The organism is Tardiphaga sp. 172_B4_N1_3, assembly GCF_052076035.1.
GTDB classification, from domain to species: domain Bacteria; phylum Pseudomonadota; class Alphaproteobacteria; order Rhizobiales; family Xanthobacteraceae; genus Tardiphaga; species Tardiphaga robiniae.
In genome coordinates this window covers 3214862-3237127 of the sequence record NZ_CP197238.1, presented here as the reverse complement: position 1 = coordinate 3237127, position 22266 = coordinate 3214862, and the positions used below count along the sequence as shown (strand labels likewise).

Annotated in this window: 20 protein-coding genes; 16 read left to right on the top strand and 4 right to left on the bottom strand. The window is 63.0% G+C overall.

All coding sequences use genetic code 11. The features are described from left to right. Window positions 1-59: 59 nt before the first annotated feature. The 3 genes from AB7783_RS15305 to AB7783_RS15295 are packed head-to-tail and all read left to right on the top strand — an operon-like array spanning window position 60 to window position 3795. Window positions 60-1559 (top strand): lipid II flippase MurJ, encoded by a 1500-nt coding sequence (locus AB7783_RS15305; RefSeq protein ID WP_441278113.1) that lies wholly within the window; start codon window positions 60-62, stop codon window positions 1557-1559. 54 nt (window positions 1560-1613) lie between these two features. Then, window positions 1614-2636 (top strand): polysaccharide deacetylase family protein, encoded by a 1023-nt coding sequence (locus AB7783_RS15300; protein ID WP_441278112.1) that lies wholly within the window; start codon window positions 1614-1616, stop codon window positions 2634-2636. Beyond that, the gene (locus AB7783_RS15295) at window positions 2629-3795 is read left to right on the top strand and encodes a glycosyltransferase family 4 protein (protein WP_441278111.1); all 1167 of its coding nucleotides are present in this window, start codon (window positions 2629-2631) and stop codon (window positions 3793-3795) included. Before AB7783_RS15300 ends, AB7783_RS15295 begins: the two co-directional genes overlap by 8 nt. A gap of 15 nt (window positions 3796-3810) precedes the next feature. On the opposite strand, the gene AB7783_RS15290 is transcribed toward AB7783_RS15295, so the two are convergent. Both AB7783_RS15290 and AB7783_RS15285 read right to left on the bottom strand, forming a co-directional pair. Beyond that, window positions 3811-4989, bottom strand: a complete 1179-nt coding sequence (locus tag AB7783_RS15290; RefSeq protein WP_441278110.1) for a glycosyltransferase family 4 protein — start codon at window positions 4987-4989, stop codon at window positions 3811-3813. 452 nt (window positions 4990-5441) lie between these two features. After that, window positions 5442-6365 (bottom strand): helix-turn-helix transcriptional regulator, encoded by a 924-nt coding sequence (locus tag AB7783_RS15285; RefSeq protein WP_441278109.1) that lies wholly within the window; start codon window positions 6363-6365, stop codon window positions 5442-5444. Window positions 6366-6514: 149 nt separating this feature from the next. Here AB7783_RS15285 and AB7783_RS15280 point away from each other — a divergent pair, with 149 nt between their 5' ends. Genes AB7783_RS15280 through AB7783_RS15255 form a run of 6 tightly spaced genes read left to right on the top strand, consistent with a single transcriptional unit; the run spans window position 6515 to window position 12525 of the window. Further along, the gene (locus AB7783_RS15280; RefSeq protein WP_441278108.1) at window positions 6515-7741 is read left to right on the top strand and encodes an amino acid ABC transporter substrate-binding protein; all 1227 of its coding nucleotides are present in this window, start codon (window positions 6515-6517) and stop codon (window positions 7739-7741) included. 30 nt (window positions 7742-7771) lie between these two features. Beyond that, a complete protein-coding gene (locus tag AB7783_RS15275; RefSeq protein ID WP_068735257.1) occupies window positions 7772-8641 on the top strand; it encodes a branched-chain amino acid ABC transporter permease in 870 nt (289 codons plus the stop codon). Then, entirely contained in the window at window positions 8638-9585 is a 948-nt protein-coding gene (locus tag AB7783_RS15270) for a branched-chain amino acid ABC transporter permease (protein WP_441278107.1), read from the top strand. Before AB7783_RS15275 ends, AB7783_RS15270 begins: the two co-directional genes overlap by 4 nt. Further along, entirely contained in the window at window positions 9582-10325 is a 744-nt protein-coding gene (locus tag AB7783_RS15265) for an ABC transporter ATP-binding protein (protein WP_441278106.1), read from the top strand. The genes AB7783_RS15270 and AB7783_RS15265 overlap by 4 nt, the downstream gene beginning before the upstream one ends. Continuing rightward, window positions 10318-11040, top strand: coding sequence for an ABC transporter ATP-binding protein (locus AB7783_RS15260; protein WP_320445145.1), 723 nt, complete (start codon window positions 10318-10320; stop codon window positions 11038-11040). Before AB7783_RS15265 ends, AB7783_RS15260 begins: the two co-directional genes overlap by 8 nt. A gap of 33 nt (window positions 11041-11073) precedes the next feature. Next, the gene (locus AB7783_RS15255; protein WP_441278105.1) at window positions 11074-12525 is read left to right on the top strand and encodes an aldehyde dehydrogenase; all 1452 of its coding nucleotides are present in this window, start codon (window positions 11074-11076) and stop codon (window positions 12523-12525) included. Window positions 12526-12547: 22 nt separating this feature from the next. On the opposite strand, the gene AB7783_RS15250 is transcribed toward AB7783_RS15255, so the two are convergent. Next, the gene (locus AB7783_RS15250; protein ID WP_170849559.1) at window positions 12548-13354 is read right to left on the bottom strand and encodes an IclR family transcriptional regulator; all 807 of its coding nucleotides are present in this window, start codon (window positions 13352-13354) and stop codon (window positions 12548-12550) included. Between the two features lie 141 nt (window positions 13355-13495). On the opposite strand from AB7783_RS15250, the gene AB7783_RS15245 reads away from it, so the two are divergent. Genes AB7783_RS15245 through AB7783_RS15215 form a run of 7 tightly spaced genes read left to right on the top strand, consistent with a single transcriptional unit; the run spans window position 13496 to window position 20877 of the window. After that, window positions 13496-14374 carry an FAD binding domain-containing protein gene (locus AB7783_RS15245; RefSeq protein ID WP_441278104.1) on the top strand — a complete coding sequence of 293 codons (879 nt, stop codon included), beginning with the start codon at window positions 13496-13498 and terminating at the stop codon, window positions 14372-14374. Beyond that, window positions 14371-14868, top strand: coding sequence for a (2Fe-2S)-binding protein (locus tag AB7783_RS15240; protein WP_441278103.1), 498 nt, complete (start codon window positions 14371-14373; stop codon window positions 14866-14868). The genes AB7783_RS15245 and AB7783_RS15240 overlap by 4 nt, the downstream gene beginning before the upstream one ends. After that, window positions 14865-17159: a xanthine dehydrogenase family protein molybdopterin-binding subunit gene (locus AB7783_RS15235; protein WP_441278102.1), complete on the top strand. Its 2295-nt coding sequence runs from the start codon at window positions 14865-14867 to the stop codon at window positions 17157-17159. Before AB7783_RS15240 ends, AB7783_RS15235 begins: the two co-directional genes overlap by 4 nt. Before the next feature lie 9 nt (window positions 17160-17168). Further along, a complete protein-coding gene (locus AB7783_RS15230; RefSeq protein ID WP_441278101.1) occupies window positions 17169-18173 on the top strand; it encodes an amidohydrolase family protein in 1005 nt (334 codons plus the stop codon). Between the two features lie 52 nt (window positions 18174-18225). After that, complete coding sequence (locus AB7783_RS15225) at window positions 18226-19254, top strand: ABC transporter substrate-binding protein (RefSeq protein ID WP_441278100.1); 1029 nt, start codon at window positions 18226-18228, stop codon at window positions 19252-19254. Between the two features lie 34 nt (window positions 19255-19288). Continuing rightward, window positions 19289-20107: an ABC transporter ATP-binding protein gene (locus AB7783_RS15220; RefSeq protein WP_441278099.1), complete on the top strand. Its 819-nt coding sequence runs from the start codon at window positions 19289-19291 to the stop codon at window positions 20105-20107. Further along, window positions 20104-20877: an ABC transporter permease gene (locus AB7783_RS15215; protein WP_175368370.1), complete on the top strand. Its 774-nt coding sequence runs from the start codon at window positions 20104-20106 to the stop codon at window positions 20875-20877. The genes AB7783_RS15220 and AB7783_RS15215 overlap by 4 nt, the downstream gene beginning before the upstream one ends. Here the strand turns inward: AB7783_RS15215 and AB7783_RS15210 are convergent. Continuing rightward, entirely contained in the window at window positions 20874-22232 is a 1359-nt protein-coding gene (locus AB7783_RS15210; RefSeq protein ID WP_441278098.1) for an FAD/NAD(P)-binding protein, read from the bottom strand. The genes AB7783_RS15215 and AB7783_RS15210 overlap by 4 nt on opposite strands. Window positions 22233-22266 lie beyond the last annotated feature (34 nt).

Here is a 22266-nt window from a genome sequence, read left to right as displayed (position 1 = left end):
CGCTCAGTTTGCAATTTGAGTTCCTGGACGGCCCCTGATCGGGCCGTAGCGGCGCGCTTATGAGCGGCGCCCGGCACTCGACGCGGAAGTTTACGGCGATTCTCATCAGCGGTGCGCTGACCAGCAAGCTGCTGGGTTTCGGCCGTGAGATCTTGATGGCGCAGGTGCTTGGCGCTTCGCTGGTCGCCGACGGTTTTCGTGGTGCGATCACGGCGGTAATGCTGCCGCTGGCCTTTCTGCAGAACGAAACCGTCCCCGCCGTAATGATCCCAATGCACCGGGATGCGCTGAAGGACGGCAACGGACCTCAGCGCCTCGGCGCCATGACGGTGGCGATCACCGGCATTGCCATGATCCTGATGATCGGGCTGCAGGCGCTCGGTGAGCGGGCTGTGGATGCGCTGGTCGGCGGCTTTTCGGCGGAGGGGCGTAGCCTCACTCTCGACTTCATTCGCATCATGGCGCTGGGCATGCCGGCCTCGGCGATGATCAACGTGCTGGCTGCAGGCGAAATCGCGCTCGGTCGGACCCGCTTGACGAATATCCGCGCCAGCATCCTGAACGTCGCCGTGCTGATGGGCATTGCCCTCGTTGCTGTGTCCGGCAACTTTCATACACTGGCCTGGTCGTTCTCGGCTGCCTTCAACGCGCTCGGCGCCTGGGGGCTCTACACGATGTGGCGCGAGGGCGTGCTCAGCTTCAAGGGCCTGTCGCTGTCATCGGTGTTGGCGTCGAGCCGCGAATTCTTCCGTCGACTGCGACCGCTGCTCGCGCTACCGGTCGCCGAACAGGCCAATGTCTGGATCGAACGCCTGCTGGCATCGCGGGTCGGGACCGGTGCAGTGGCCTCGCTGGACTATGCACGCACGCTGACCGAAAGCGCGTTGCTGCTGATCAGCCAGCCGGTCGGGCTGGCGGTGTTGTCCAGCCACCCGCCGAAGGACGTCGGCGCGCAGATCGAAGGGATCGCGCGGCCTATTCTCGCACTGGCGGTGCCGGCGTCGGTCTTTCTTGCGATGTTCGCGCCGGAGATCGTGCGGCTGGTTTTTTTGCGTGGCGCCTTCAACGAGCACGCATTGTTCCTGACCAGTCAGGCCTTGCGCGGCATTGCACTTGGCCTGTGGGCCGCGACGCTTGGCTGGATCCTGATCCGCATTCTCAATGGCGCAGGCCGGAATTTTGCGGCCGCTGCCATCATCGTCACTGCCTATCTGGTTAATATCGTAGTTAACCTTCTCACCTCATACCTGCCCACGGCGCATGAATGGGGCACCTTGTTGCTTGGACTGGGTGAAGCCGCCCGTGGTATCGTTCTTCTGGCTGGCGTCATGATCGTCCTGGGGTCCCGGCGCAAGCTGCTCTACCTGATGTTTCTCGCGTGTTTCCCGGCAGCGCTGATGGCACTCTTCAGCTGGCAAATTCATGAGGTTCTGACGGGCCCGTGGCAGCGGCTTTTCGCCGGTGGCTTCGCCTATCTGGTCTGCCTCGCGCTGTCTGTCGCGATGCTGATGCCGGGCGTCTACATTGCGGCATTTGCGCGCGTCCGGGGGCGCTTGTGATTTTGATATGTGTTTTTGTATTAGAGAGTGCCTTGATCGTCTGAGGACTTTTCGATGAAGCACCTGTTATCCAGCGCCGCCCGACGCATGGCGTCTTCCGAAGCGCTGGTTCGCCCGATCAGCATGGCTGCCGATATGTTCATGGGCACGCGTGGCTGCCTGATGACCTTTCATCGCGGCGCCTCCGCTCGGGCCTGGGAAAAACTGCCGAACCGCGATTTCTATCTCGATACGAATTTTCTCGATCAGTTCCTGTCGCATCTGAAGCAACGCGGCTGGGACGTCGTGACGATGGAAGAGGCGATCCAGCGCTCGAAGGCTGGAAAGTCCAACGATCGCTTCGTCAACTTCTCCGTCGACGATTGCTATCGCGATACCTATGAGGAGATCGTGCCGCTGTTTCGCCGGCACAATGTGCCGGTGACGCTGTTTGTCACGACGGGCATTCCTGACGGTGCCCTTCCGCTATGGGCCGCAGGTCTGGAAGATACATTGCTCAACAACGACCGGGTCATTCTCGAGGATGGTGCGATCGACGTGCCGGCGTCTGACGACAAGCGCGCCGCATTCCATCGGATTGCGGATCGTTGGGATGGTCCGCAGGCGTCAGCCTCTTACAAGAAGTTTTGCGAGCTCAATGGTGTCGACATCGACGCGATGCACTGGAAGCACGCGATCACCTGGGAGATGCTCGAGGAGTTGCGCGACGATCCGTTGGTGGAGATCGGTGGCCACACCGTGACGCATGCCCGTATTTCGTCGTTGTCGCCGGATGGGGCACGCTTCGAACTCAAGGGTAGCCGTGACCGGTTGGTCGAGCGCCTTGGCATTCCCGCCAGGCATTTCGCATTTCCTTATGGACGTTCGGGCGATTGCGGTCCGCGCGATTTCGCGATCGCGCGCGATGCGGGTTATGCGAGTGCAGCGACGACCCGCAAGGGCCTCGTGCGCAATGGCCAGGATGCCTACAACCTGCCACGCTGCACGATCAATGGTTCGGATCGCAGTCTCGCGACTATGGAGCTCCATCTGTCTGGCCTGACGGGTGTGGCCGCGAGGATGACGGGGCGTGTCTAGCAGTCGTCGTCTCAAGGTTCTTTCCATCGCCCATTCCGCTGTCAGCCGCGATGCGGGGCGTCTGCGATACTATCCACTCGTCGGGCGCGATGACGTCGATATGCATCTCGTCGTCCCGGCTAGGTGGTATCAGTTCGGCCGTACGATTATTGCAGATCCGTCCGACGATCCCGGCATGACCGTGCATGTGATGCCGATCCGCCTGCCGCGCGCCGGCCCGATGAGCTGGTATCTGCATTTTTATCCTGGCTTGCGGCGTCTCATCTGTGAGGTCGATCCCGATGTAATCCATCTCTGGGAAGAGCCGTGGAGCGTCGTCGCGATGCAGGCGCGCATCCTCAAGGGCCGGGCCGCGATGGTCCTGGAAGTCGATCAGAACATCCTGAAGCGCTTGCCACCGCCATTCGAGTTCATCCGCAAGGACGTGTTGCGGAACACGGATCATATCCTCTCGCGCAGTCCGGAGGCGACAGCAGTCGTCCGCGCGCGCGGTTATACCGGGCCGACGTCGCCGATTGGCTATGGCGTCGATCTTGCGACCTTCAATCAGACCGGCGAGCGCCAGGCGCCGATTGCGCCCGGGCGGGGACTACGCATTGGCTACGTCGGGCGTCTTGTCGAGGCGAAGGGGCTCGACGACGCACTCGACGCCATGAAGCGCGCCACGGCGGATGTGACATTGGCGGTCATGGGCGAAGGCCCGCATGAGCCTGCGCTGAAGCTGCGCGTCAGCGAACTGGGCCTGACCGATCGTGTCACATTCCGGGGCTGGGGCAAACCGGCCGATGTCGCGTCATTCCTGAGCGGTCTCGATGCAATGATCCTGCTGACGCGCACCACCAGCGCCGTGCGTGAGCAGTTCGGCCGGGTGATCGTCGAGGCGCAGGCTTGCGGTGTACCGGTGATAGGTTCGACGGGCGGTGCTATTCCCGATGTTGTCGGCAAGGGCGGCTGGACCATTCCCGAGCGCGATCCGGATGCGCTGGCGACACTGCTGGATCGGCTTGCTGCCGACCCGCAGCAGTTGCTGGACCGCGGCGCGGCCGCGCGCGACAACGTACTGACGCGCTTCACTTACGAGGTGGTGGCGAATGCGCTGGTGTCGGCCTGCCAGCAGGCCGACGATGCAAAGCGGGGGGCTGATCGGCCGCGCCCTTGAAGCAGGCGCTTGCGATCAGGCGCCGACCGCCATGGCGCCCGGCGCAAATTCGTTCTTCGACGCCTGCACCTGCTCCAGCAGCTCGATGTAGCGCGAACCGACATAGTCCCAGCCGTAATTCAGTGCCGTGGCATGCGCGCCTTCGCACAGCCGGGCCAGTGTCGCCGGATCGGAGAAAGCCATCGCGATCTTCTCGGCGATATCTGCGCCGTCCATCTTGATCTGATAGCCGTTTACGCCATCGACGAGATAATCTTCGATGCCGCCAACCGGCGTTGCAAAAACCGGCGTCGAGCAGGCCATGGCTTCCATGCAGACCAGCGAGAAAGTTTCATAGGCAGTCGGCAGTACAAAGGCGTCGGCCGCAGCGTAGAGGGCCGGCATATCGGTACGCGATCCCGCAAAGACCAGCCGATCGGCGGAGGTTGTCGCCAGCTTGCGGTAGGGCGCGGGATTATCCGAGCCCACCACAAGCATCCAGACATCCGGGCCGAGGCGTTCGAGCGCGCCGATGGCATGTGCCAGACCCTTGCGGCGGAATTCATGGCCGGCGAACAGAAGCAGCTTTGCGTCCACCGGGATGCCGAATTCCTGACGGATCCTGAGACCGGCCGCGGTGTCGCGGGCGAAGCGATTGAGGTCGATGCCGTTGGGGATCACGCGGATGCGCGACGCTGGCACCTTGTAGATCTCTTGCAGTTCAGTTGCGACGCGCGGCGAGACCGCGACATACATGCGATAGCGCAGGCCGCCGATCATCCAGCGATCACGCAGGGCCACCCACAGATGCATGGGATTCAGCATCCATGACCAGGAGCCGGCGTTGCGCTTTTCGGCGAGGCTCTGCGCGTTGACCGCGTGCACGACCAGTACGTCGCCCGTCAGGCTGTCGCCGTGGCTGATGATGACGGCCTTGGGGTGATGATAGGCGGCGCGCGTCGCCAGTAATGTGAAGGTGGGAACGACAAAAGCGCGACCAAGATAGCGCAGGATGCCGCGCGTCTTGATGTGCGAAAGCCAGGCGCCGACGCGCTCGATGCGCGTACCTGGCGTTGCCTTGTCGCCGACGGCGCTGGCGAGAACTGTGTTGGCGATTTTGGCGCGGCTGAAGGCGCATGCGAGTTCGCTGGCCACGCTTTCAACGCCGCCGACCGAACTCAACTCCTGGACGATCTGGACGATCTCGATGGTCATGGGCCGACACTATGAAAACGGGTGAACGCCAATACCGTAGGTGCGCTGATAAGTCGCAATTTCATCAATATCCTGCTTTCGCAGGCTTTTATCACCAGCACAACGTCTAAGATTTTGCCTTCGCGATAAGGCATATCAGCGGAAACACTCGGACACAGTCGAGCAAATGCAGCCCTGCCGCGCCAAGTAGTATTCCGCTCCACCTGGAGTCGGTAATTGGCGCCGTCGCATGCGTCTTATGGGTGCAATCCTACGTCGACGACGATCTCGTAGGCACCTTTCACCAGCGCTTCGGGCCTAATGGTGAACGGCGTCTTGAAGTGACATCTGAAACAGAGCGCGGAAATGGATGTTCTGACCCCGATTCAATATCGAGTCATGCTTAACGCGCGCTGTTCCAAATTGATCACGCAGGTTTCAAAGAGATACAGCACTGATCGAGCGTGGGACAGTTACGGCCAGGCCGCATAGGACGGGCCGTGCTGACTTGGATCAAGCCGCGCGCGACGCCGATAGGCGCCTGGCGACGCATTCTGATACTTGCGGAAGAAGCGATTGAAATAGCCGGGATCGCGGAAGCCGAGGCCATAGCCAATCTGCTCGACTGGCAGATCGAGCTGCCGCAACCGCATGCAGGCTTCGTGGATCAGGCGCTGATGCACGATGGCGCGCGGACTGTAACCTTTCTCGCGCTTGCAATGTGCGTGCAGCTTGTCGTCAGTGACGCCGAGTGCGGCCGCATAGCGTGCGATGGGCCAGCCGTCGCGATAATGCAGTTCGACCATCTGCAGGAAATTGCCGACGAGGCGAGGGCCGTCGCCGCGCTGTGCTGCATCGTCGGGGGCTTCCTCCGAAATCACCGAGCGCCAGAGATGCAGGCACAGCAACAACACATGCGACGATGTCATCGTCGCGCTGCCGCGGCCCGGCGTATTCAATTCACGCACCAGCGTGCTGCAGGATTCCGTGATGGCCGCAAAAGTCGTCGCGAGTTGCGCGCCTTCGCGCAGGACCAGCCGGTCGATGGTTCGCCGCAGATGCAGCGCCTCGGCACTGCCGGCGACGGTGCGGGTGAGGACATCGTCCGACACTGAAATCAGATAGCCTTGTGCGCCGGCTTCGACTTCCAACGTGCCTTCGTGATCGCCGGGAAGCCACAACAGGCCGGGAGACTGAATGGCAACCGTGGTGCCGCGCATCGTGGCGGTGCCGCGTCGGGTTTCGATCACCAGCAGATGCGAGCGCCTGGTAACCGACTGCCGGATGATCCAGCTGCGCGGCGCCAGTCCGGGTGCGAATCTTTCCGCATGCAGCGCCGGAAGCGGCTTCTCCGCAAAGCCGGTGGGGCCCGAAACGATGTGCGCGGTCTCAAGCACTGGGACAATCCGTCGCGTGAAATAGCTCGCCTACACGGATCAATACAATCTTTCCCCGGATGCGTCCAATTCCCAGCCCCAAACGCTGGACTAGTCTCCGGCCATCGAACGCCACAAGGCGTCGGTGAAAGGAATTCGGGGAGGATAACATGGTGTCAGCAGTCAAGCGCCTTGCGGCGGGACTACTCGCGGTTGCCGGTGCGGCGGCCGTCGGATGGGACGGTGCAGCGGAGGCCCAGACGTCGGTCAAGATCGGTTATGCCATCTCGCGCACCGGCCCCGCTGCCGGCGGCGCTGCGGTGACGACAATTCCCAACTACGAGCTGTGGGTGAAGGAAGTGAACGCCGCCGGTGGGCTCAAGCTCGGCGACAAGCGCGTCCCAATTGAGGTCGTCCAGTATGACGACCGGTCGAGCGCAGAAGAAGCCGCCAAGGCGCTGGAGCGGCTGATCACCCAGGACAAGGTCGATTTCATCCTGCCGCCCTGGGGCACCGGCCTGAATCTCGCGGTCGGCCCGATCCTGAACAAGGCCGGCTATCCGCACATTGCATCGACGGCCGTGACCGACCGTGCGCCCGAACTGGCGAAGCGCTGGCCCAACAGTTTCTGGCTGCTCGGCACCAGCGCGGACGCCGCGAAGACCCTGGTCGAGCTGCTGGTGAAGCTGCGCACCGAAGGTAAGATTGGCGATACGGTGGCGATGGCCAGCATCGCCGACGGCTTCGGCATCGATCTCTCTGGTGCCGCCAGACCAGCTCTTACAGCTGCCAAGTTCAAGCTCGCCTATGACAAGACCTATCCGGTCGGCACACAGGATCTCAGCCCGATCATCAACGAGGTGAAGGCGCTGAACCCCGACGTGTTCATCGCCTTCAGCTATCCGCCGGACACGATCGCCATCACCGAACAGTCGCGCATCTCCGGCTTCAATCCGAAGATCTTCTACACCGGCGTCGGCACGGCATTCCCGCTGTTCAAGCAAAAATTCGGCGCCAACGCGGAAGGCGTGATGGGTATCGGCGGCTGGAGCGGTGACAGCCCGGCCATCAAGGACTATCTGGCGCGGCACAAGGCGTCGGCAGCGAATGGCGCGGAGCCGGATCGCTGGGCCAGTGCAGTCACCTATGCCGGCCTGCAGATGCTGCAGCAGGCGATCGAGCGGGTTGGCAAGGTCGATCGCGCTGCGGTCATCAAGGACCTGCAGAGCGGCACCTTCGACACCGTGATCGGCAAGGTGAAGCTCGAGAACAACATGCCGACCAAGTACTGGTGGGTCGGGCAGTGGCAGGACGGCGAGTTCTACGGCGTCGGCCCGTCGGGTAACGAAGGCGCGCGGGCGCCGGTCGTGCCGAAGCCGGCATGGAAGGCGCAGTGATCGCGTCCCTCCTGTATCCGGTCTGACAGAATGACAAACGCGGTTCTCACCGGCCTCGTGCTGGGTGGCATGTACGCGCTGATCGCCATGGGGCTCACCCTGCAATATGGCGTGGCGCGGATCATGAACCTGTCCTATGGCGAGTTCCTGATCGGCGCGGCCTTTGCGTCCTACTGGCTGTTCACCGGCTGGGCGCTCAATCCGCTCGCAGGACTGGCGTTTGTCATTCCGGTCAGTTTCGGCATCAGCTATCTCTTGTATCGCGTGTTGCTTACGCCGCTGGTGCGCCGCGCGCGCACCCGCGACGCCCTTGAGGTCGACAGCATTCTCGCCACCTTCGGCATGATGTTCATCGTGCAAGGCATCATGCTGACCATGTTTGGCGGCGCTTACTTCAGTTACTCGTTCCTCGCTGTGCCGGTGACGATCGTCGGCGAGGTGCTGGCACTGAACCGCCTGATCGCATTCGGGCTTGCGGTCGTGGTCGGCCTTGCGCTCTATCTGACGCTGACCCGCACACGGATCGGGACGTCGATCCGCGCCGTGGCCGTCGATCCCATCGCGGCACAGCTTGTTGCCATCGATGTCACCAGGACATCGGCGCTGGCCTTTGCGCTCGGCGGCGCGCTGGTAGCGTCTGCCGGCGTGCTGATCAGCATGTTTCTGACCTTCAGCGCCACCTCTGGCGTGGTGTTCACCATGAAGGCGCTGATCGTGGTCGTGATGGGCGGCGTCGGCAATCTGCTGGGCTGTCTCGTCGCCGGGCTGGCGCTGGGACTGAGCGAAGCGCTGGTGGCGACCTTTATCGATCCCGGACTGACGCTTGCTGTTAACTTCGCGCTGTTCCTCGGCGTGCTGCTGGTGAAGCCGGCCGGCATTTTCGGGAGGGCGCAGCGATGAGCCGTACCCAAATGACCACCGGTGCGATCTGTCTCGCAGCCGTGGTTGCGCTCGCATTCGTCCCGATGATTGTCGATGCCTATCACCTCGCGCTCGCGATCAGTCTCTTGCAATTCACGGTGTTGGCGACGGCATGGGGCATGTTTTCAGGCCCGACGCGCTATGTGTCGCTGGCGACCACAGCCTTCTTTGGTGTCGGCGCATACACCGTCGCCGTTCTGGGCGAACAATTGCCATGGTCGCTGGTGCTGCTGATCGCCGCCGTGATCGGCGCGGTCATGGCCGTCATCGTCGGCCTGTCGACGCTGCGGCTGAGCGGCGTGCATTTCGTCATCTTCACCTTCGGTCTCGCCGAACTCGTGCGCCAGATCGTGGTCTGGTACGAGGTCAACAAGACCCGTGTGCTCGGGCGTTACGTCTTTGTCGATATCACCCAGAACGACATTTACTGGCAGCTGCTGGCGCTTGCCGTCATTGTGTTCGGTACCGGCTGGCTGATCGCCCGCTCGCGCTTCGGCTTCGCGCTGCGGATCATCGGCGAAGACGAGACTGTGGCGCGGCATTGCGGCATCAACGTCACTATCGCCAAGGTGGCGCTGTTCACCATCACCGCCACCTTCATGACGCTGGTCGGCGCGGTCATGGCGCCGCGCTTCACCTATATCGAGCCGTCGATCGCCTTCAACGCGACCATTTCGTTCGAAGTGGTGATCATGGCACTGCTCGGCGGCGCGCATCGCCTATGGGGCCCGGCGCTCGGCGCCATTCCGCTGACGCTGCTGTTCGACTTTCTGTCCGCGCGCTTTCCCAGCACATCGACCCTGATCATGGGCGTGGTGTTCCTGCTGATCGTCTATGCGCTGCCGTCGGGTGTCGTCGGCCTCTGGGAGAAGCTCAAAGCCTGGCGACCCTCAGCCTCGAACGTGCGGGGAGCACAGGCATGACCGCCAGTGCGATGCCGGTGCTCCGCATCGAAGGTCTGACCCGCGCCTTCGGCGGTCTCGTCGCCGTCAACGGAATCGACCTGACGGTGCATGCCGGCGAGATCGTCGGGCTGCTCGGTCCCAACGGCTCCGGCAAGACCACGGCGCTCAACCTGATCTCCGGCGTGCTGTCGCCGAATGCTGGCGTGATTGCCTTCGCCGGCCACGACATCGCGGGCTGGCCGACCCATCGCATCGCGCGTCTCGGTCTGGCACGCACCTTCCAATTGGTCCGCGTGCTCGACGGCATGACCTGCGGGGAGAATGTGGAGGCCGGCCTGGCCTTTCATCATGCGCCGCTTGCGCGCGACGCGATGGCGGCAGCTGCGGCCGGCCTGCTCGCGCGGGTCGGTCTCGCCGGATTTGGCGGACGGCGCGCATCGGAGCTTACTTATATCGACCGCAAGCGGCTCGAACTGGCACGCGCGCTGGCACTGCAGCCGCGCCTGCTGCTACTCGACGAATGGCTCGCCGGTCTGAACCCGTCCGAATTGCTGATCGGGATCGAGCTAATCAGATCGCTCAAACAGGAGGGGCTGTCGATCCTGCTGGTCGAGCATGTGATGGATGCGATCCGTTCGCTCTGCGATCGCTGCGTGGTCATGAGCAGCGGCCGCAAGATTGCAGAAGGGCCTGTAGCTGCTGTGCTGAGCGACCCCGCGGTGATCGAAGCCTATCTGGGAGTGCCGGCGGATGCTTGAGGTCTCCAACATCAGCGTCACCTATGGCCAGCATCACGCGCTGAGCGATGCGGCGCTCCATGTGGAGCGCGGCGAGATCATCGTCATTCTCGGCGCCAATGGCGCCGGCAAGTCGTCGTTGCTCAAGGCCATTGCCGGTTTGCTGCCGTCACCAGCCAAGATCGTCAAACTCGCCGGTCGTGATCTGTCCCGTCTGCCGCCTCATGAGATCGTGGAAGCCGGACTCGCGCTGGTACCGGAAGGGCGCGGCGTGTTCGGAGAGTTGACCGTGGCCGAAAATCTGTTGCTCGGCGCCAATCCAAGGCGTGCGCGGGCGGTCGAGGCAACGCAGCGTGCCAAGGTGATGACGCTGTTTCCTCGGCTCGGCGAACGCCTGGCGCAGACGGTGCGCACCATGAGCGGCGGCGAGCAGCAGATGGTGGCAATCGGCCGCGCACTGATGTCCAATCCCGACATCCTTCTGCTAGACGAACCGTCCCTTGGCCTCTCGCCACTGCTGGTCCGCGAATTGTTCGCCGCCTTGCGCAAAGTGCGTGAGACGGGTGTCGGGCTGTTGCTGGTCGAGCAGAACGCGCGCGAGAGTCTCGCCATCGCGGATCGCGGCTATCTGATCGAGAACGGCAAGATCACCGGCAGCGGCACCGCTGCAGCCCTTCAATCCGACGACGCCGTGCGCCGCGCCTATCTTGGTGGGCTCGCCAGCGGCGCTGCCTGAGCATTTCAAAAACAGTCAACGGAGGACGTCGCCATGAACCAGATCAATCTGCTGCTCGAGAACCAGGATGTGCAGGCCATCGACGGCGCGACATTCGATCGTCTCAATCCGATGACCGGCGATATCGCCTCGCGCGCCGCTGCCGCGCAGGTCGCCGATGCCAAGCGCGCCGCTGATGCCGCAGCCGCCGCCTTCCCAGCGTGGTCCGCAACAGGCCCCGGTGCACGCCGCGCCATACTGCTGAAGGCCGCGGACATTCTTGCCGGCAAGGCCCCTGACTTTATCGCGCTGATGGCGACGGAAACCGGCGCGACTGCCGGCTGGGCCGGCTTCAATGTTCATCTCGCCTCCAACATGCTGCGCGAAGCGGCGTCGATGACGACGCAGATTTCTGGCGAGGTGATCCCTTCCGATAAGCCTGGCTGCATATCGATGGCGATCCGCCAGCCCGCGGGCGTCGTGCTCAGCATCGCGCCGTGGAATGCGCCGGTCATTCTGGGCGTGCGGGCTGTGGCGTTGCCGCTGGCCTGCGGCAACACGGTCATTCTCAAGGCATCGGAAATCTGTCCGGGCACACATCGGTTGATCGGCGAGTGCCTGCGCGAAGCCGGTCTGCCGCCTGGCGTACTTAATGTGATCACTAACGCGCCGGAAGATGCGCCCGCGCTGATCGATGCGCTGATCTCGCATCCCGCCGTGCGCCGGATCAACTTTACCGGTTCGACCCGCGTCGGCCGCATCATCGCAGAGACCGCCGCCAAATATCTCAAGCCAGTGCTGCTTGAACTCGGCGGCAAGGCGCCGCTGGTGGTGCTCGACGATGCTGATCTCGATGCAGCAGTGGCGGCCGCGGCCTTTGGAGCATTCATGAACCAGGGGCAGATCTGCATGTCCACCGAGCGGCTTGTTGTCGATCAGAAGATCGCCGACACCTTCGTGGCTAAGCTCGCGGCCAAGGCGGGTAGCCTAGTCGCCGGCGATCCGCGCAAGGGCGATACACCGCTCGGTTCACTGATCGGCAAGGATGCTGCGGATCGCATGCAGGCGCTGATCAAGGACGCCGTGGGCAAGGGTGCCCGTGTTGTGGCGGGTGGTAGCGTCGATGGCACGCTGATGTCGGCTACAGTGCTCGATCACGTCACCTCGGCGATGCGGATCTACAATGAGGAGTCATTCGGGCCGATCGTGAGTGTCGTGCGCGTCGATGGCGTGGACGAAGCCGTGCGCGTTGCCAACGATACCGAATACGGACTATCGGCGGCGGTGTTCGGCCGCGATATCGCCCGGGCGCTGGAAGTCGCCAAGCGGATCGAGTCCGGCATTTGCCACATTAACGGCGCGACCGTGGATGACGAGGCGCAGATGCCGTTCGGCGGGGTGAAGGCGTCGGGCTACGGTCGGTTCGGCGGCAAGGCCGGCATTGCCGAATTCACCGAACTGCGCTGGATCACCATCGAGACCGGCCCGCAGCACTATCCGATCTGATCGTGTCCGTTACACGCGGCCGTCAGAAGCTGACGGCAGCGTAGGCCTTGCTGATATCTGCGGCCGCGTGCTGCAGATGCTCGCGCAACCTGATCTGGCTGGCTTTCGGCGTGCGGAATGCCGGCGTCACGAAAGAGATTGCGGCGATCACGCCACCGGAATCGCGGACGGGAACGGAGACGGCATAAACATGCGGTGTGATTTCCGCGCGCGACTCCGACCATCCCTGCTCGCGGATCACGGCGAGCTCGCGCACCAGCAGCCTGCGATGTGGTGCGAAGCCGGGATCGCGCCGAACGGCGTCGTCGAGGATTGTCTCGCATTCAGCTTCGGGCATGTGCGCGAGCAGCATTTTCGGTCCGGCGCCACGGTGCAGCGGCAACGCCGTTCCGACCTCGAAGGTCAGGCGAATGCGTGACGATGACTCGGCGCGCTCGATGCACACGGCGCGATCGGCCGAGCGGCGCAGCAAGATGATGGTTTCTCCGACCTCCTGAGAGACGCGCTTCATGAAGGGGCGCGCAATGGAGGCAAGGTCGGTGCCGGCGCGGGCCGCCTGAGCCAGGCCGATGACGCGTGGCGCGAGCACGAACGAGCCGCGGCCATCTTCGTCGATGAGGTCGGCTTCGCGCAAGATGCCAATGTACCGATAGGTCGACGACAGTGGCACCCCGATCTGTTCAGACAGGCTTTCTGCGGAATGCCGCGGACGATCGGTGGAGAAGGCCAGCAACGCGCGAAGTATCTTTCGCGAACTGCCATCTGCAGCAGCAGGACGGTCCGTCTGGTCGACGCGTTTCGACGCAGTTGCGGCTCTCTTGATGGCCAACGGAACCTCCATTCGGTAATGCTTGCCAATGGAAACGGCAGCATGTGGATATCATTTGCGCACCAACAAACATTGCCGTGCGCGTACCTTCTTATAAGATAAGATAGTGTTCTCAGCAATTGAGAAGTAGCAAATCAGCCCATGAAGCTTCCGCCGCTGGACTATATTTGCCCTGCTACGCTGACCGAGGCGATTGCCGCGCTCGCGGTTCATGGCGGCAATGCCAAGGTGATCGCGGGTGGGCAGAGCCTGATGCCGATGCTTGCTTTCCGGCTGGCGGCGCCAAGCGTGCTGGTCGATATCGGACGGCTGCCAGATCTCAAAAGTATCAGTATTTCCGCTGAGGGCATCGACTTTGGCGCCCTCGTGACCTGGCGGGATATCGAGCGTGATGCGCGGCTCGCACAGGCGCATCCGCTACTGGCGGCTGCCATCGCCCATGTCGCGCATTACCAGGTCCGTAACCGCGGCACCGTCGGGGGGAGCATGGCCCATGCCGATCCGGCGGCCGAAATGCCCGGCATTGCGGTGACCTGCGATGCGATGCTGACGATCGTCGGACCGACCGGGACGCGCATCGTGCGCGCAGATGAATTCATCACCGGCGGCCTCAGCACAGTTCTGGGGGCCGACGAAATCTTGACCAGCATACGCCTGCCGCTCTGGAAGAAGGCGCGGCGCTGGGCCTTCGAGGAATTTGCGCGCCGCCGCGGAGATTTTGCGCTGGCGGGTGTTGCCGCATTCTACGACATCGACGCGCAGGGCCTGGCGTATAACGCGCATATCGGGGTGATCGGCGTTGCCGATCGTCCGATGCGGCTGCCCGGTGTCGAGGCGATCATCGATGGCCGCCGGATCGATGCCGACGTGATTTTGCAGGCTGCGGCTGTCGCACGGGATGCGCTCGATCCCGCCGATGATATCCACGCGGAAGCCGCCTATCGCCGCGATCTTCTCGGCGTGTTGCTGGAGCGGGCGCTGGCGCGCGCAGCCAATATCACTCTGCCGGAGGCCGCATGACGTCGGCCCGTCCCGTCCATTTCACCGTCAACGGTGCCGCGGTGACCGTCACGGTCGAACCTCGCACCACGCTGGCGGATGCGCTGCGCAACGAGCTCCGCCTGACCGGCACGCATCTGGGCTGCGAGCACGGTGTCTGCGGTGCCTGCACGGTCATCGTCGATGGTGCCGCCGTCCGCGGCTGCCTGATGCTGGCGGCGCAGGCAGAAGGGCGAGAGATAACCACCGTCGAGGGTCTTGGCAGCGCCGCGCATCTCAGTGCATTGCAGCTTGCGTTCCGCAAACATCACGCTTTGCAGTGCGGCTTCTGCACCGCCGGCATCCTCACGACTGCCCATGCATTGCTGACCGAAGAGCCGCATGCGGACGAGGACCGCATCCGCGAGGTGATTTCCGGAAACCTGTGTCGCTGCACCGGTTATCTGCCGATCATCGCGGCGATCATGGAAGCCCGTATTGCCTATAGCGATGTGCAATGCGAGGCCGCGCAATGACCGAAGCCGCCAAACTCCTGGTCGGCAGCGCGGTCGAGCGTATGGAGGATGCGCGTTTCCTGTCAGGATCCGGCAATTTTGCAGACGATCTTGCCGTCGAGGGGATGCTGCATGCGGCGATCCTGCGCAGCCCGATCGCCCATGCGCGGATCGTGGCGATCGACGCATCGGCCGCGCTGGCCATGGTGGGCATTCACGCCGTGCTCACGGCGCAGGATATCGGCGACACCATCCCCATCATCCCGCTGCGCCTGGCGCCGCTGCCCGAATTCGAGCCATTCCGCCAGCCCGTCATGGCAAGCGACAAGGTGCGCTATGTCGGTGAGCCCATCGCTGTCGTGGTCGCCGACAGCCGCGCTTTGGCCGAGGACGCGCTGGAGAGGATCGGCATCGAATTTGAAGCGCTGTCTGCAGTCACAGAGCGCGGCGCAAGTGAAACTCCGCTCTTCGACTTCGCCGAAGATAACGTCGCGCTGCGCTACGATGCCGGTTTTGGCGATGCCGATGCGGCCTTCGCGTCCGCGGACTATGTCCGCACCGAGCGCTTCAGCGTGCAGCGCCACACGGCGCTGCCCATGGAAACGCGGGGCCTCCTCGCCGAATGGAATTCATCGGCCGGTCGGCTCATCGTCACAGGCGCGACAAAGGTTACGTTCTATAACCGCCGCGCGTTGGCGCAGATGTTGGGCCTTCGCGAGGATGATATCGATCTGATCGAGATCGATGTCGGCGGCGGCTTCGGTGTACGCGGCGAATTCTATCCCGAGGATTTCCTGATCCCCTTCGCTGCCCGCAAACTGGCATCCCCGGTCAAATGGATCGAGGATCGCCGCGAGCATCTGATGGCGATCAATCACTCCCGCGATGTCGTCTGCGAATTGTCGCTCGCCTGCCGCAGTGACGGATTGATGCTGGGTCTGCGCGGCCGGGTGTTCGCCGATATGGGGGCCTATATCCGCACCAATGGCGGCGTGGTGCCGGCCAAGGCGGCGCAGTTTCTGCCCGGCCCTTACCGTATTCCCCATGTCAGTGTGTCGGTCGAAGCCTTCATGACCAGCAAAACGCCGGTCGGGACCTATCGCGGGCCGGGCCGCTTCGAGGCGAATTTCTTTCGCGAGCGGTTGATCGACATGGCCGCGATCGATCTCGGCATCGACGTCGCCGAATTCCGGCGCAAGAACCTGATCACCGAACAGGAATTGCCTTATCCGATCGATGGGCTCGTGCCCTATGAGGGGCCGACATCCTACGACACCGGCGACTATATCAAGGTGTTCGAGCGTGCCTTGAAGGAGATCGGCTGGCACGAGAAACGTCATCTGCAAGGCAAATTGATAGATGGTGTACGTCATGGCGTCGGGCTCGGCTGTTTCGTCGAAAGCGGCGGTGCCGGCCCGAAGGAAAACGCAGCGCTCACCCTTGAGAAGGACGGCTCGCTGACGGTGGCCGTTGGCTCATCGGTGCTAGGGCAGGGATTGGAGACGGTGCTCGGCCAGATCGCGTCGGATACGCTGTCGATCCCGTTCGATCGCATCCGTGTGCTGCATGGCTCGACCACGCTGCTCGATGAGGGCTTTGGCACCTATCATTCGCGCGCGGTGGTGATGGGCGGTTCGGCCGTGCTCGACGCGGCGACCCGGCTGCGCGAGAAGATCCTGCAGCAGGCGTCCAATCACCTGGGCAGGCCGAACAGCGAGTTGAAGATCATTAGTGCGAACGTCATCGCCGATAACGGCGCGTCGGTGTCGTTTGCGGCGCTCGCAGCCGGGCGCCAATTGCGGGCAGACGGCACATTCGCCAACGATGTGCGCACCTATAGCTACGGCACCCATGCGGCGCATGTCACTGTCGATCCACGCACGGGCGCGGTGAAAGTTCTCGATTATATCGCAGTCGAAGATGTCGGTCGCGCTATCAATCCGGCCATCGTGCACGGACAGGCGATCGGCGCGATCGTGCAGGGACTGGGTGGCGTTTTCCTCGATCATCTGATCTATGACGATCAGGGACAGCTCTTGAACGCCTCTCTGGCCGATTATCTGGTGCCGACCGCGAGCGATTTTCCGGCGCTGCGCGCGGTAACGCTGGAGCTGCGGCCGTCGCCGAGCAATCCGCTGGGTGCCAAGGGGGCGGGCGAGGGCGGTATCGTTGCTGTGGCTGCAGCGACGGCCAATGCGGTGGCGGCAGCGCTGGCGCCGCTCAATGTCGAGATTCATCACTTGCCGCTGACGCCGCCGCGTCTGTGGCGCCTCATCAAGAATGCGCATGCGCGCGCAATCACCGCTGCATAGGGACTGATCGTGCCGATCGATATCCATGCCCATTATGTGCCGCCGCAGCTGCTGTCCGCCATCGAGGGCCGCGGCGCCTATTGCGGCGTGAGGCTGCTGCCAGCCGGGAATGGCAAGCCGCCGGCCCTCGGCTTCGATTATGGTTTCAGGGTTCGGCCGTTCTTCCCTCAACTGGTCGAGCCGGTTGAACAACGCCGTGCCAGCCTCGACCGCCAGGGTCTCGACCGGCAACTGGTTGCCACATGGCCGGACATCTATGGCTACGGTCTGGCGAAAGATGCCTGCGCGCATTGGCACCGCATGCTCAACGACACGCTGGGCGAGTGGTGCCATACAAACAATGACCGCTTTTCGTTCGTCGCATCGGTGCCCTTGGTCGACGCTGCAGATGCTGCGGCCGAACTCGATCGCGCCGTGGATCTCGGGGCGGTCGCGGTGATGGTCCCGGCCAATGTTGAGGGCGTCAATATCGGAGAGAAGCCGCTCGATCCGTTCTGGGCTAAGGCGGAAGCATTGGGACTGCCAGTCATCCTGCATCCCGTGCTGGTGGATGCTGCGCCGCGCGCCGCGAAGTTCGCCCTGACTCAGATCGCCCAATACACGTTCGACACCACGCTCGGCATCGGCTCGATCATCTTCTCGGGTGTGCTCGATCGCTTCCCGGCGCTCTCGATCGTCCTCAGCCATGGCGGCGGCACATTTCCTTATCTGCTGGGCCGCTTCGATGTGATGCATGCGCGGATGGATCGCGCGGGACAGGGCGATGTCGCGCAATGCGACCCGTCGGTCTACGCATCGCGCATCGGCTATGACAGCATCGTGCATGCGCCGAAAGCGTTGCGTTTCCTCGCCGATACCGTGGGCATCGAACGTGTGGCGCTCGGTACTGACGAGTCCTTCCCGCCGGCGGATCGCGATCCCCTCGCTAGCGTCAAGGCTGCGGGCTTTTCCGCTGCCGATATAGAACTGATTACTGAAACCAATCCGAGGCGTCTGTTTCCACGTTTGCCCTGAGCTGCGGTGTGTTCTGCCGTATCATCTTCATGCGAGATAAAGAGGACCGATCATGCTGAAACGTCTGCTTGTTGCCGCCGGTGTTGCGATGTCGATGCTGGGTCTTGCGAACGCCCAAGAGATGAAGACGGTCAAGGTCGGGACGACCAATCTGTCATCGGATATAGGTCTGTTCCTCGCCGAGAAGCGCGGCTACTTCAAGGAAGAGGGGGTCAAGGTTGAACTGATCCCGTTCGATTCCGGCGCCAAGATGGTGGCCCCGCTCGGCGCAGGCGATCTCGACGCATCGGCAGGCGCGGCCTCCGCCGGGCTCTATAATGCCGTCAATCGCGGTCTCAAGCTGAAGATGGTGGCGGACAAGGGCACCAATATCGCGGGCTATAGCTACAAGGCGCTGATGGTGCGCAAGGATCTGATCGAGTCAGGTGCATTCAAGTCGCTTGCGGATCTCAAGGGCAAGAAGGTCGCGATCATCGCCAATGGCGCAGCCGATGAGTCGGTCATCAATCAGGCGCTGAAGAAGGCCGGGCTAAAGGACGAGGACATCGAGAAGCTCTTCCTGCCATTCCCGCAGCATCTCACCGCCTTCGCCAACAAGGCGATCGACGCGGCGATCTCGGCGGAGCCGGGCGTGACGGCGATGGTGCGCAACAATGTCGCTGTGCGCTTTGTCGGCCTCGACGATTTCTATCCGGTGCAGCAGACAGCCATGCTGCTGATCAATGGCAAGTTTGCCGAGGACCGCAAAACAGTGACGGCGTTTCTCAAGGCCTATCTGCGCGGGGTGCGCGCTTATGCTGCGACGCTGAAGGACGGCAAGATCGCGGGGCCCGGCGCCGAGGACATGATCAAGGACATTGCCGAGATGACGGGCATCAAGGACACGGCGCTGCTGCATCAGATCGTGCCGGTGTTCATCGATCCCGACGGCCAGATCAACCTTCCCAGCGTCGAAACCGATCTCGCTTATTTCAAGTCGCGCGGGCTGGTCACCAGCGACATCGAGGCAGCCAAGGTCGTCGACATGTCCTATGTCGATGCACTGAAGCCAGTCCTGGGGCCGTTCGCACGGCCCAAGTGAAACGGTGAAGAGAAGTGTGGCGATGACGGTGCAGATGTCGACAGCAGCAATCGGGAATAGCGGGCCGGTGCCCGTGCCGAAGATCAGCCTGCGCGACGTCACCAAGCGGCACGATACGCAACTGGCGCTGGACCGGATCACGCTCGATATCCCGGCCAGCACCTTCTTCGTGGTGGTCGGTCCAAGCGGCTGCGGCAAGACGACGTTGCTGCGCATGCTTGCCGGACTGGATGCGCCATCGGAAGGCCGGATCGATATCGCCAATCCGCAGCCCGGCCATCCGCAGAACGCCATGGTGTTCCAGGGGGACTCGTTGTTTCCCTGGATGACCGTCTGGGACAACGCCGCCTATGGCCTGACGATGCGCAATGTCCCGAAGGCGCGCATCGACGACGTGGTCGGGCACTATCTGAACAAGACCGGCATGTATGGCGCGCGGACGCTCTATCCGCATCAATTGTCGGGCGGCATGCGCCAGCGCGTCTCCATCGCGCGCGCCTTTGCCAACGATCCCGATATCCTGCTGATGGACGAACCGTTCTCGGCGCTCGACGAGCAGAACAAGACGCTGCTGCATGAAGAGCTGCTGCGGATCTGGGAAGAGACCCGCAAGACCGTCGTCTTCATCACCCACAGTGTCGATGAAGCCGTGACGCTCGGCGATCGCATCATGGTCATGACAGCGGGGCCGGGGCGCATCAAGACCATCGTGCCGGTCGACTTGCCGCGGCCGCGCAATGTCGTCGAACTCCGGCACACGCCGGCTTACGGCGAACTGGTCTATGATATCTGGGCGCAGCTCCGCGAAGAGGTTGATCGCGCGCGCAGCCGCGAGCCGGGGAGCAAGGCATGAGTTCGGTTCGCACCCGTTCACTGTGGAGCGACCGCGCCATCAGCATCCTGTCGCCGCTGGTGCTACTGGGCCTATGGGAAATCTGCGCGCGCACCGGCATCGTTGATGTCAGGTTCTTTCCGGCGCCCTCTAACATCATTGGGCATCTGTTTGAACTCGCTTCCTCCGGCGCGCTGTGGCGTCATGTGGGAGCCAGCCTCTATCGCCTCGCTGCCGGTTTTGTCGTTGGCTGCGTGCCAGCGATCGTGATCGGGCTCGCGATCGGCCTGTATCGACCGATACGTGCAGCCTTCGATCCACTGATCTCGGCGACCTATCCAATTCCGAAGAGCTCCCTGCTGCCGCTGATCCTGCTGATCTTCGGTCTCGGTGAAAGCTCGAAGATCGCCATGGTCGCGATCGGCGTGTTCTATCCGGTGGTGATCAATACCGCCGCTGGCGTGCGCCAGATCGCGCCGATCTTCCTCGATGTTGGCCGCAACTTCGGCGCCAGCCGCTTCAACATGTTTCGCACCGTGGCGCTGCCCGGCGCATTGCCGCTGATCATGACCGGCATCAAGCTCGGCGCGGGCATGGGCCTCGTCCTGATCGCCATCGCCGAAATGGTCGGCGCCAAACAGGGGCTGGGTTACATGATCTGGAATGCGTGGGAGTTGTTCGATGTCCAGACCATGTATGTCGGCCTGTTTGTCATTGCGATTATCGGCTTCGTGATGAATGCCGGCTTCGACGCGCTGGAGCGCGCCATCGTGCCGTGGCGGAAGGGCTAGAGCGTCTTCAACTGCTCGCTCACGGCCAGCAACTGCCGCCGAATATTGGATGCCGCAGTCACTTCCCAGAACGCGCCGCGCGTCGCCGGGCCGATGGCATAGAAGCCGGGCTGAACATGACCGGCGCTGTCGCGCAGTTCGCAGGTTGGGGCGACATCGAGGCCGAGGCCGTTGAAGCCGGTCCGCACTTGCCCGGTTTCGAGCAGCGACTTGATGAGCGGATCGCCCAGGCGATCATAACGCTCTTCCGGGCCGGTACAGTTCAGGATCCAGTTGGTGGCGAGGTTGACCGTCTCGCCGTGTCCGCGCTTGCGGATAGTGACGTCATGTCCTGATGGTGTCGCAACTGCACTGGTGATGCGACCCGCGATCACATCGAGCTGCTTGTCTCGCTGCAACTGCTCCAGCAGTTCGGCGACGTCGGGCGCCAGCCGATGCCGATGCACCATCCAGATCGCGCGCAGATGCCGCGCGAAGCGGGCACGTTCGGTCTCGGAGGCATTCCTGTAGAGTTCACCGATGGACAATCGAAACGTATCGACCATCGTCTGCCATGGAATGCCCGCGGCAACCTTGCGGCGGGTGTCCCTGAGCAATGCCGCCAGAAGCCCACGCGCGGTGGGCACCGGGAATGAGTTCATCGGATCGGGATCGGTCTGCGCCGGCACGTCGATCAGCGGCAGCAACCCGCGCCGCGAGACCATCGTGATGGGCGCGCGCATGCCGCGATGAACGAGATCGATCACCATATCGACGGCAGTGGCGCCGGTGCCGATGACCAGCACGCGATCGTCCTTGCCGATCGGATCGAGCGCGCCCGGCGCCCAGACATTGGTGATCGAGCGCGGCGATGCCTCGATGCCGGGAAATGGCGACGGCGGCTGGTTGCCAAGACAGAGGAACACCAGATCGGCGTCGATGGTCGCGCCCGATGCTGTCGCAACGCGATAGCCATCGCCCTGCCGCGTCACACTCAGAGCCACATCCTGCCGCGGCGTCACGCGTCCGCTGCCCGTCAATTCGTTGAACTTCGTCGAGATGTAGTCGCCATAGACCCGGCGGGGCACGAATGAGGTTGAATAGTCCGGCCAGTTTGCCTGGCCCGTCTCCGTCAACCATTCGACGAAGCCGTTATCTTCGGCGCCGAGTCCGCCCATCTTTGAGGCTGGGACGTTGATGCGGTGCCACTTGGCTTTCGCGGAATAGGCGAGTCCGCGCCCGAAGGCGCCATCGCGATCCAGCACGGTGATCGGCCCGATCTGCGGCAGCTTGGACATGATGATGCCGGTGAACGCGCCGGCCACGCCGCCGCCGATGACGGCGACGCGTAGGGAATGGGGAGAGGCTGATGTCATGCTGCCGGACGATGCGAGGAAAGGAGATCGAGGG

What these genes read in the sequence shown, in the direction of transcription:
- AB7783_RS15305 (WP_441278113.1), top strand. Translation starts at nt 60, where the DNA reads ATGAGCGGCGCCCGGCACTCGACGCGGAAGTTTACGGCGATTCTCATC.
- AB7783_RS15300 (WP_441278112.1), top strand. Translation starts at nt 1,614, where the DNA reads ATGAAGCACCTGTTATCCAGCGCCGCCCGACGCATGGCGTCTTCCGAA.
- AB7783_RS15290 (WP_441278110.1), bottom strand. Translation starts at nt 4,989, where the DNA reads ATGACCATCGAGATCGTCCAGATCGTCCAGGAGTTGAGTTCGGTCGGC.
- AB7783_RS15280 (WP_441278108.1), top strand. Translation starts at nt 6,515, where the DNA reads ATGGTGTCAGCAGTCAAGCGCCTTGCGGCGGGACTACTCGCGGTTGCC.
- AB7783_RS15275 (WP_068735257.1), top strand. Translation starts at nt 7,772, where the DNA reads ATGACAAACGCGGTTCTCACCGGCCTCGTGCTGGGTGGCATGTACGCG.
- AB7783_RS15270 (WP_441278107.1), top strand. Translation starts at nt 8,638, where the DNA reads ATGAGCCGTACCCAAATGACCACCGGTGCGATCTGTCTCGCAGCCGTG.
- AB7783_RS15265 (WP_441278106.1), top strand. Translation starts at nt 9,582, where the DNA reads ATGACCGCCAGTGCGATGCCGGTGCTCCGCATCGAAGGTCTGACCCGC.
- AB7783_RS15260 (WP_320445145.1), top strand. Translation starts at nt 10,318, where the DNA reads ATGCTTGAGGTCTCCAACATCAGCGTCACCTATGGCCAGCATCACGCG.
- AB7783_RS15255 (WP_441278105.1), top strand. Translation starts at nt 11,074, where the DNA reads ATGAACCAGATCAATCTGCTGCTCGAGAACCAGGATGTGCAGGCCATC.
- AB7783_RS15245 (WP_441278104.1), top strand. Translation starts at nt 13,496, where the DNA reads ATGAAGCTTCCGCCGCTGGACTATATTTGCCCTGCTACGCTGACCGAG.
- AB7783_RS15240 (WP_441278103.1), top strand. Translation starts at nt 14,371, where the DNA reads ATGACGTCGGCCCGTCCCGTCCATTTCACCGTCAACGGTGCCGCGGTG.
- AB7783_RS15235 (WP_441278102.1), top strand. Translation starts at nt 14,865, where the DNA reads ATGACCGAAGCCGCCAAACTCCTGGTCGGCAGCGCGGTCGAGCGTATG.
- AB7783_RS15225 (WP_441278100.1), top strand. Translation starts at nt 18,226, where the DNA reads ATGCTGAAACGTCTGCTTGTTGCCGCCGGTGTTGCGATGTCGATGCTG.
- AB7783_RS15220 (WP_441278099.1), top strand. Translation starts at nt 19,289, where the DNA reads ATGTCGACAGCAGCAATCGGGAATAGCGGGCCGGTGCCCGTGCCGAAG.
- AB7783_RS15215 (WP_175368370.1), top strand. Translation starts at nt 20,104, where the DNA reads ATGAGTTCGGTTCGCACCCGTTCACTGTGGAGCGACCGCGCCATCAGC.
- AB7783_RS15210 (WP_441278098.1), bottom strand. Translation starts at nt 22,232, where the DNA reads ATGACATCAGCCTCTCCCCATTCCCTACGCGTCGCCGTCATCGGCGGC.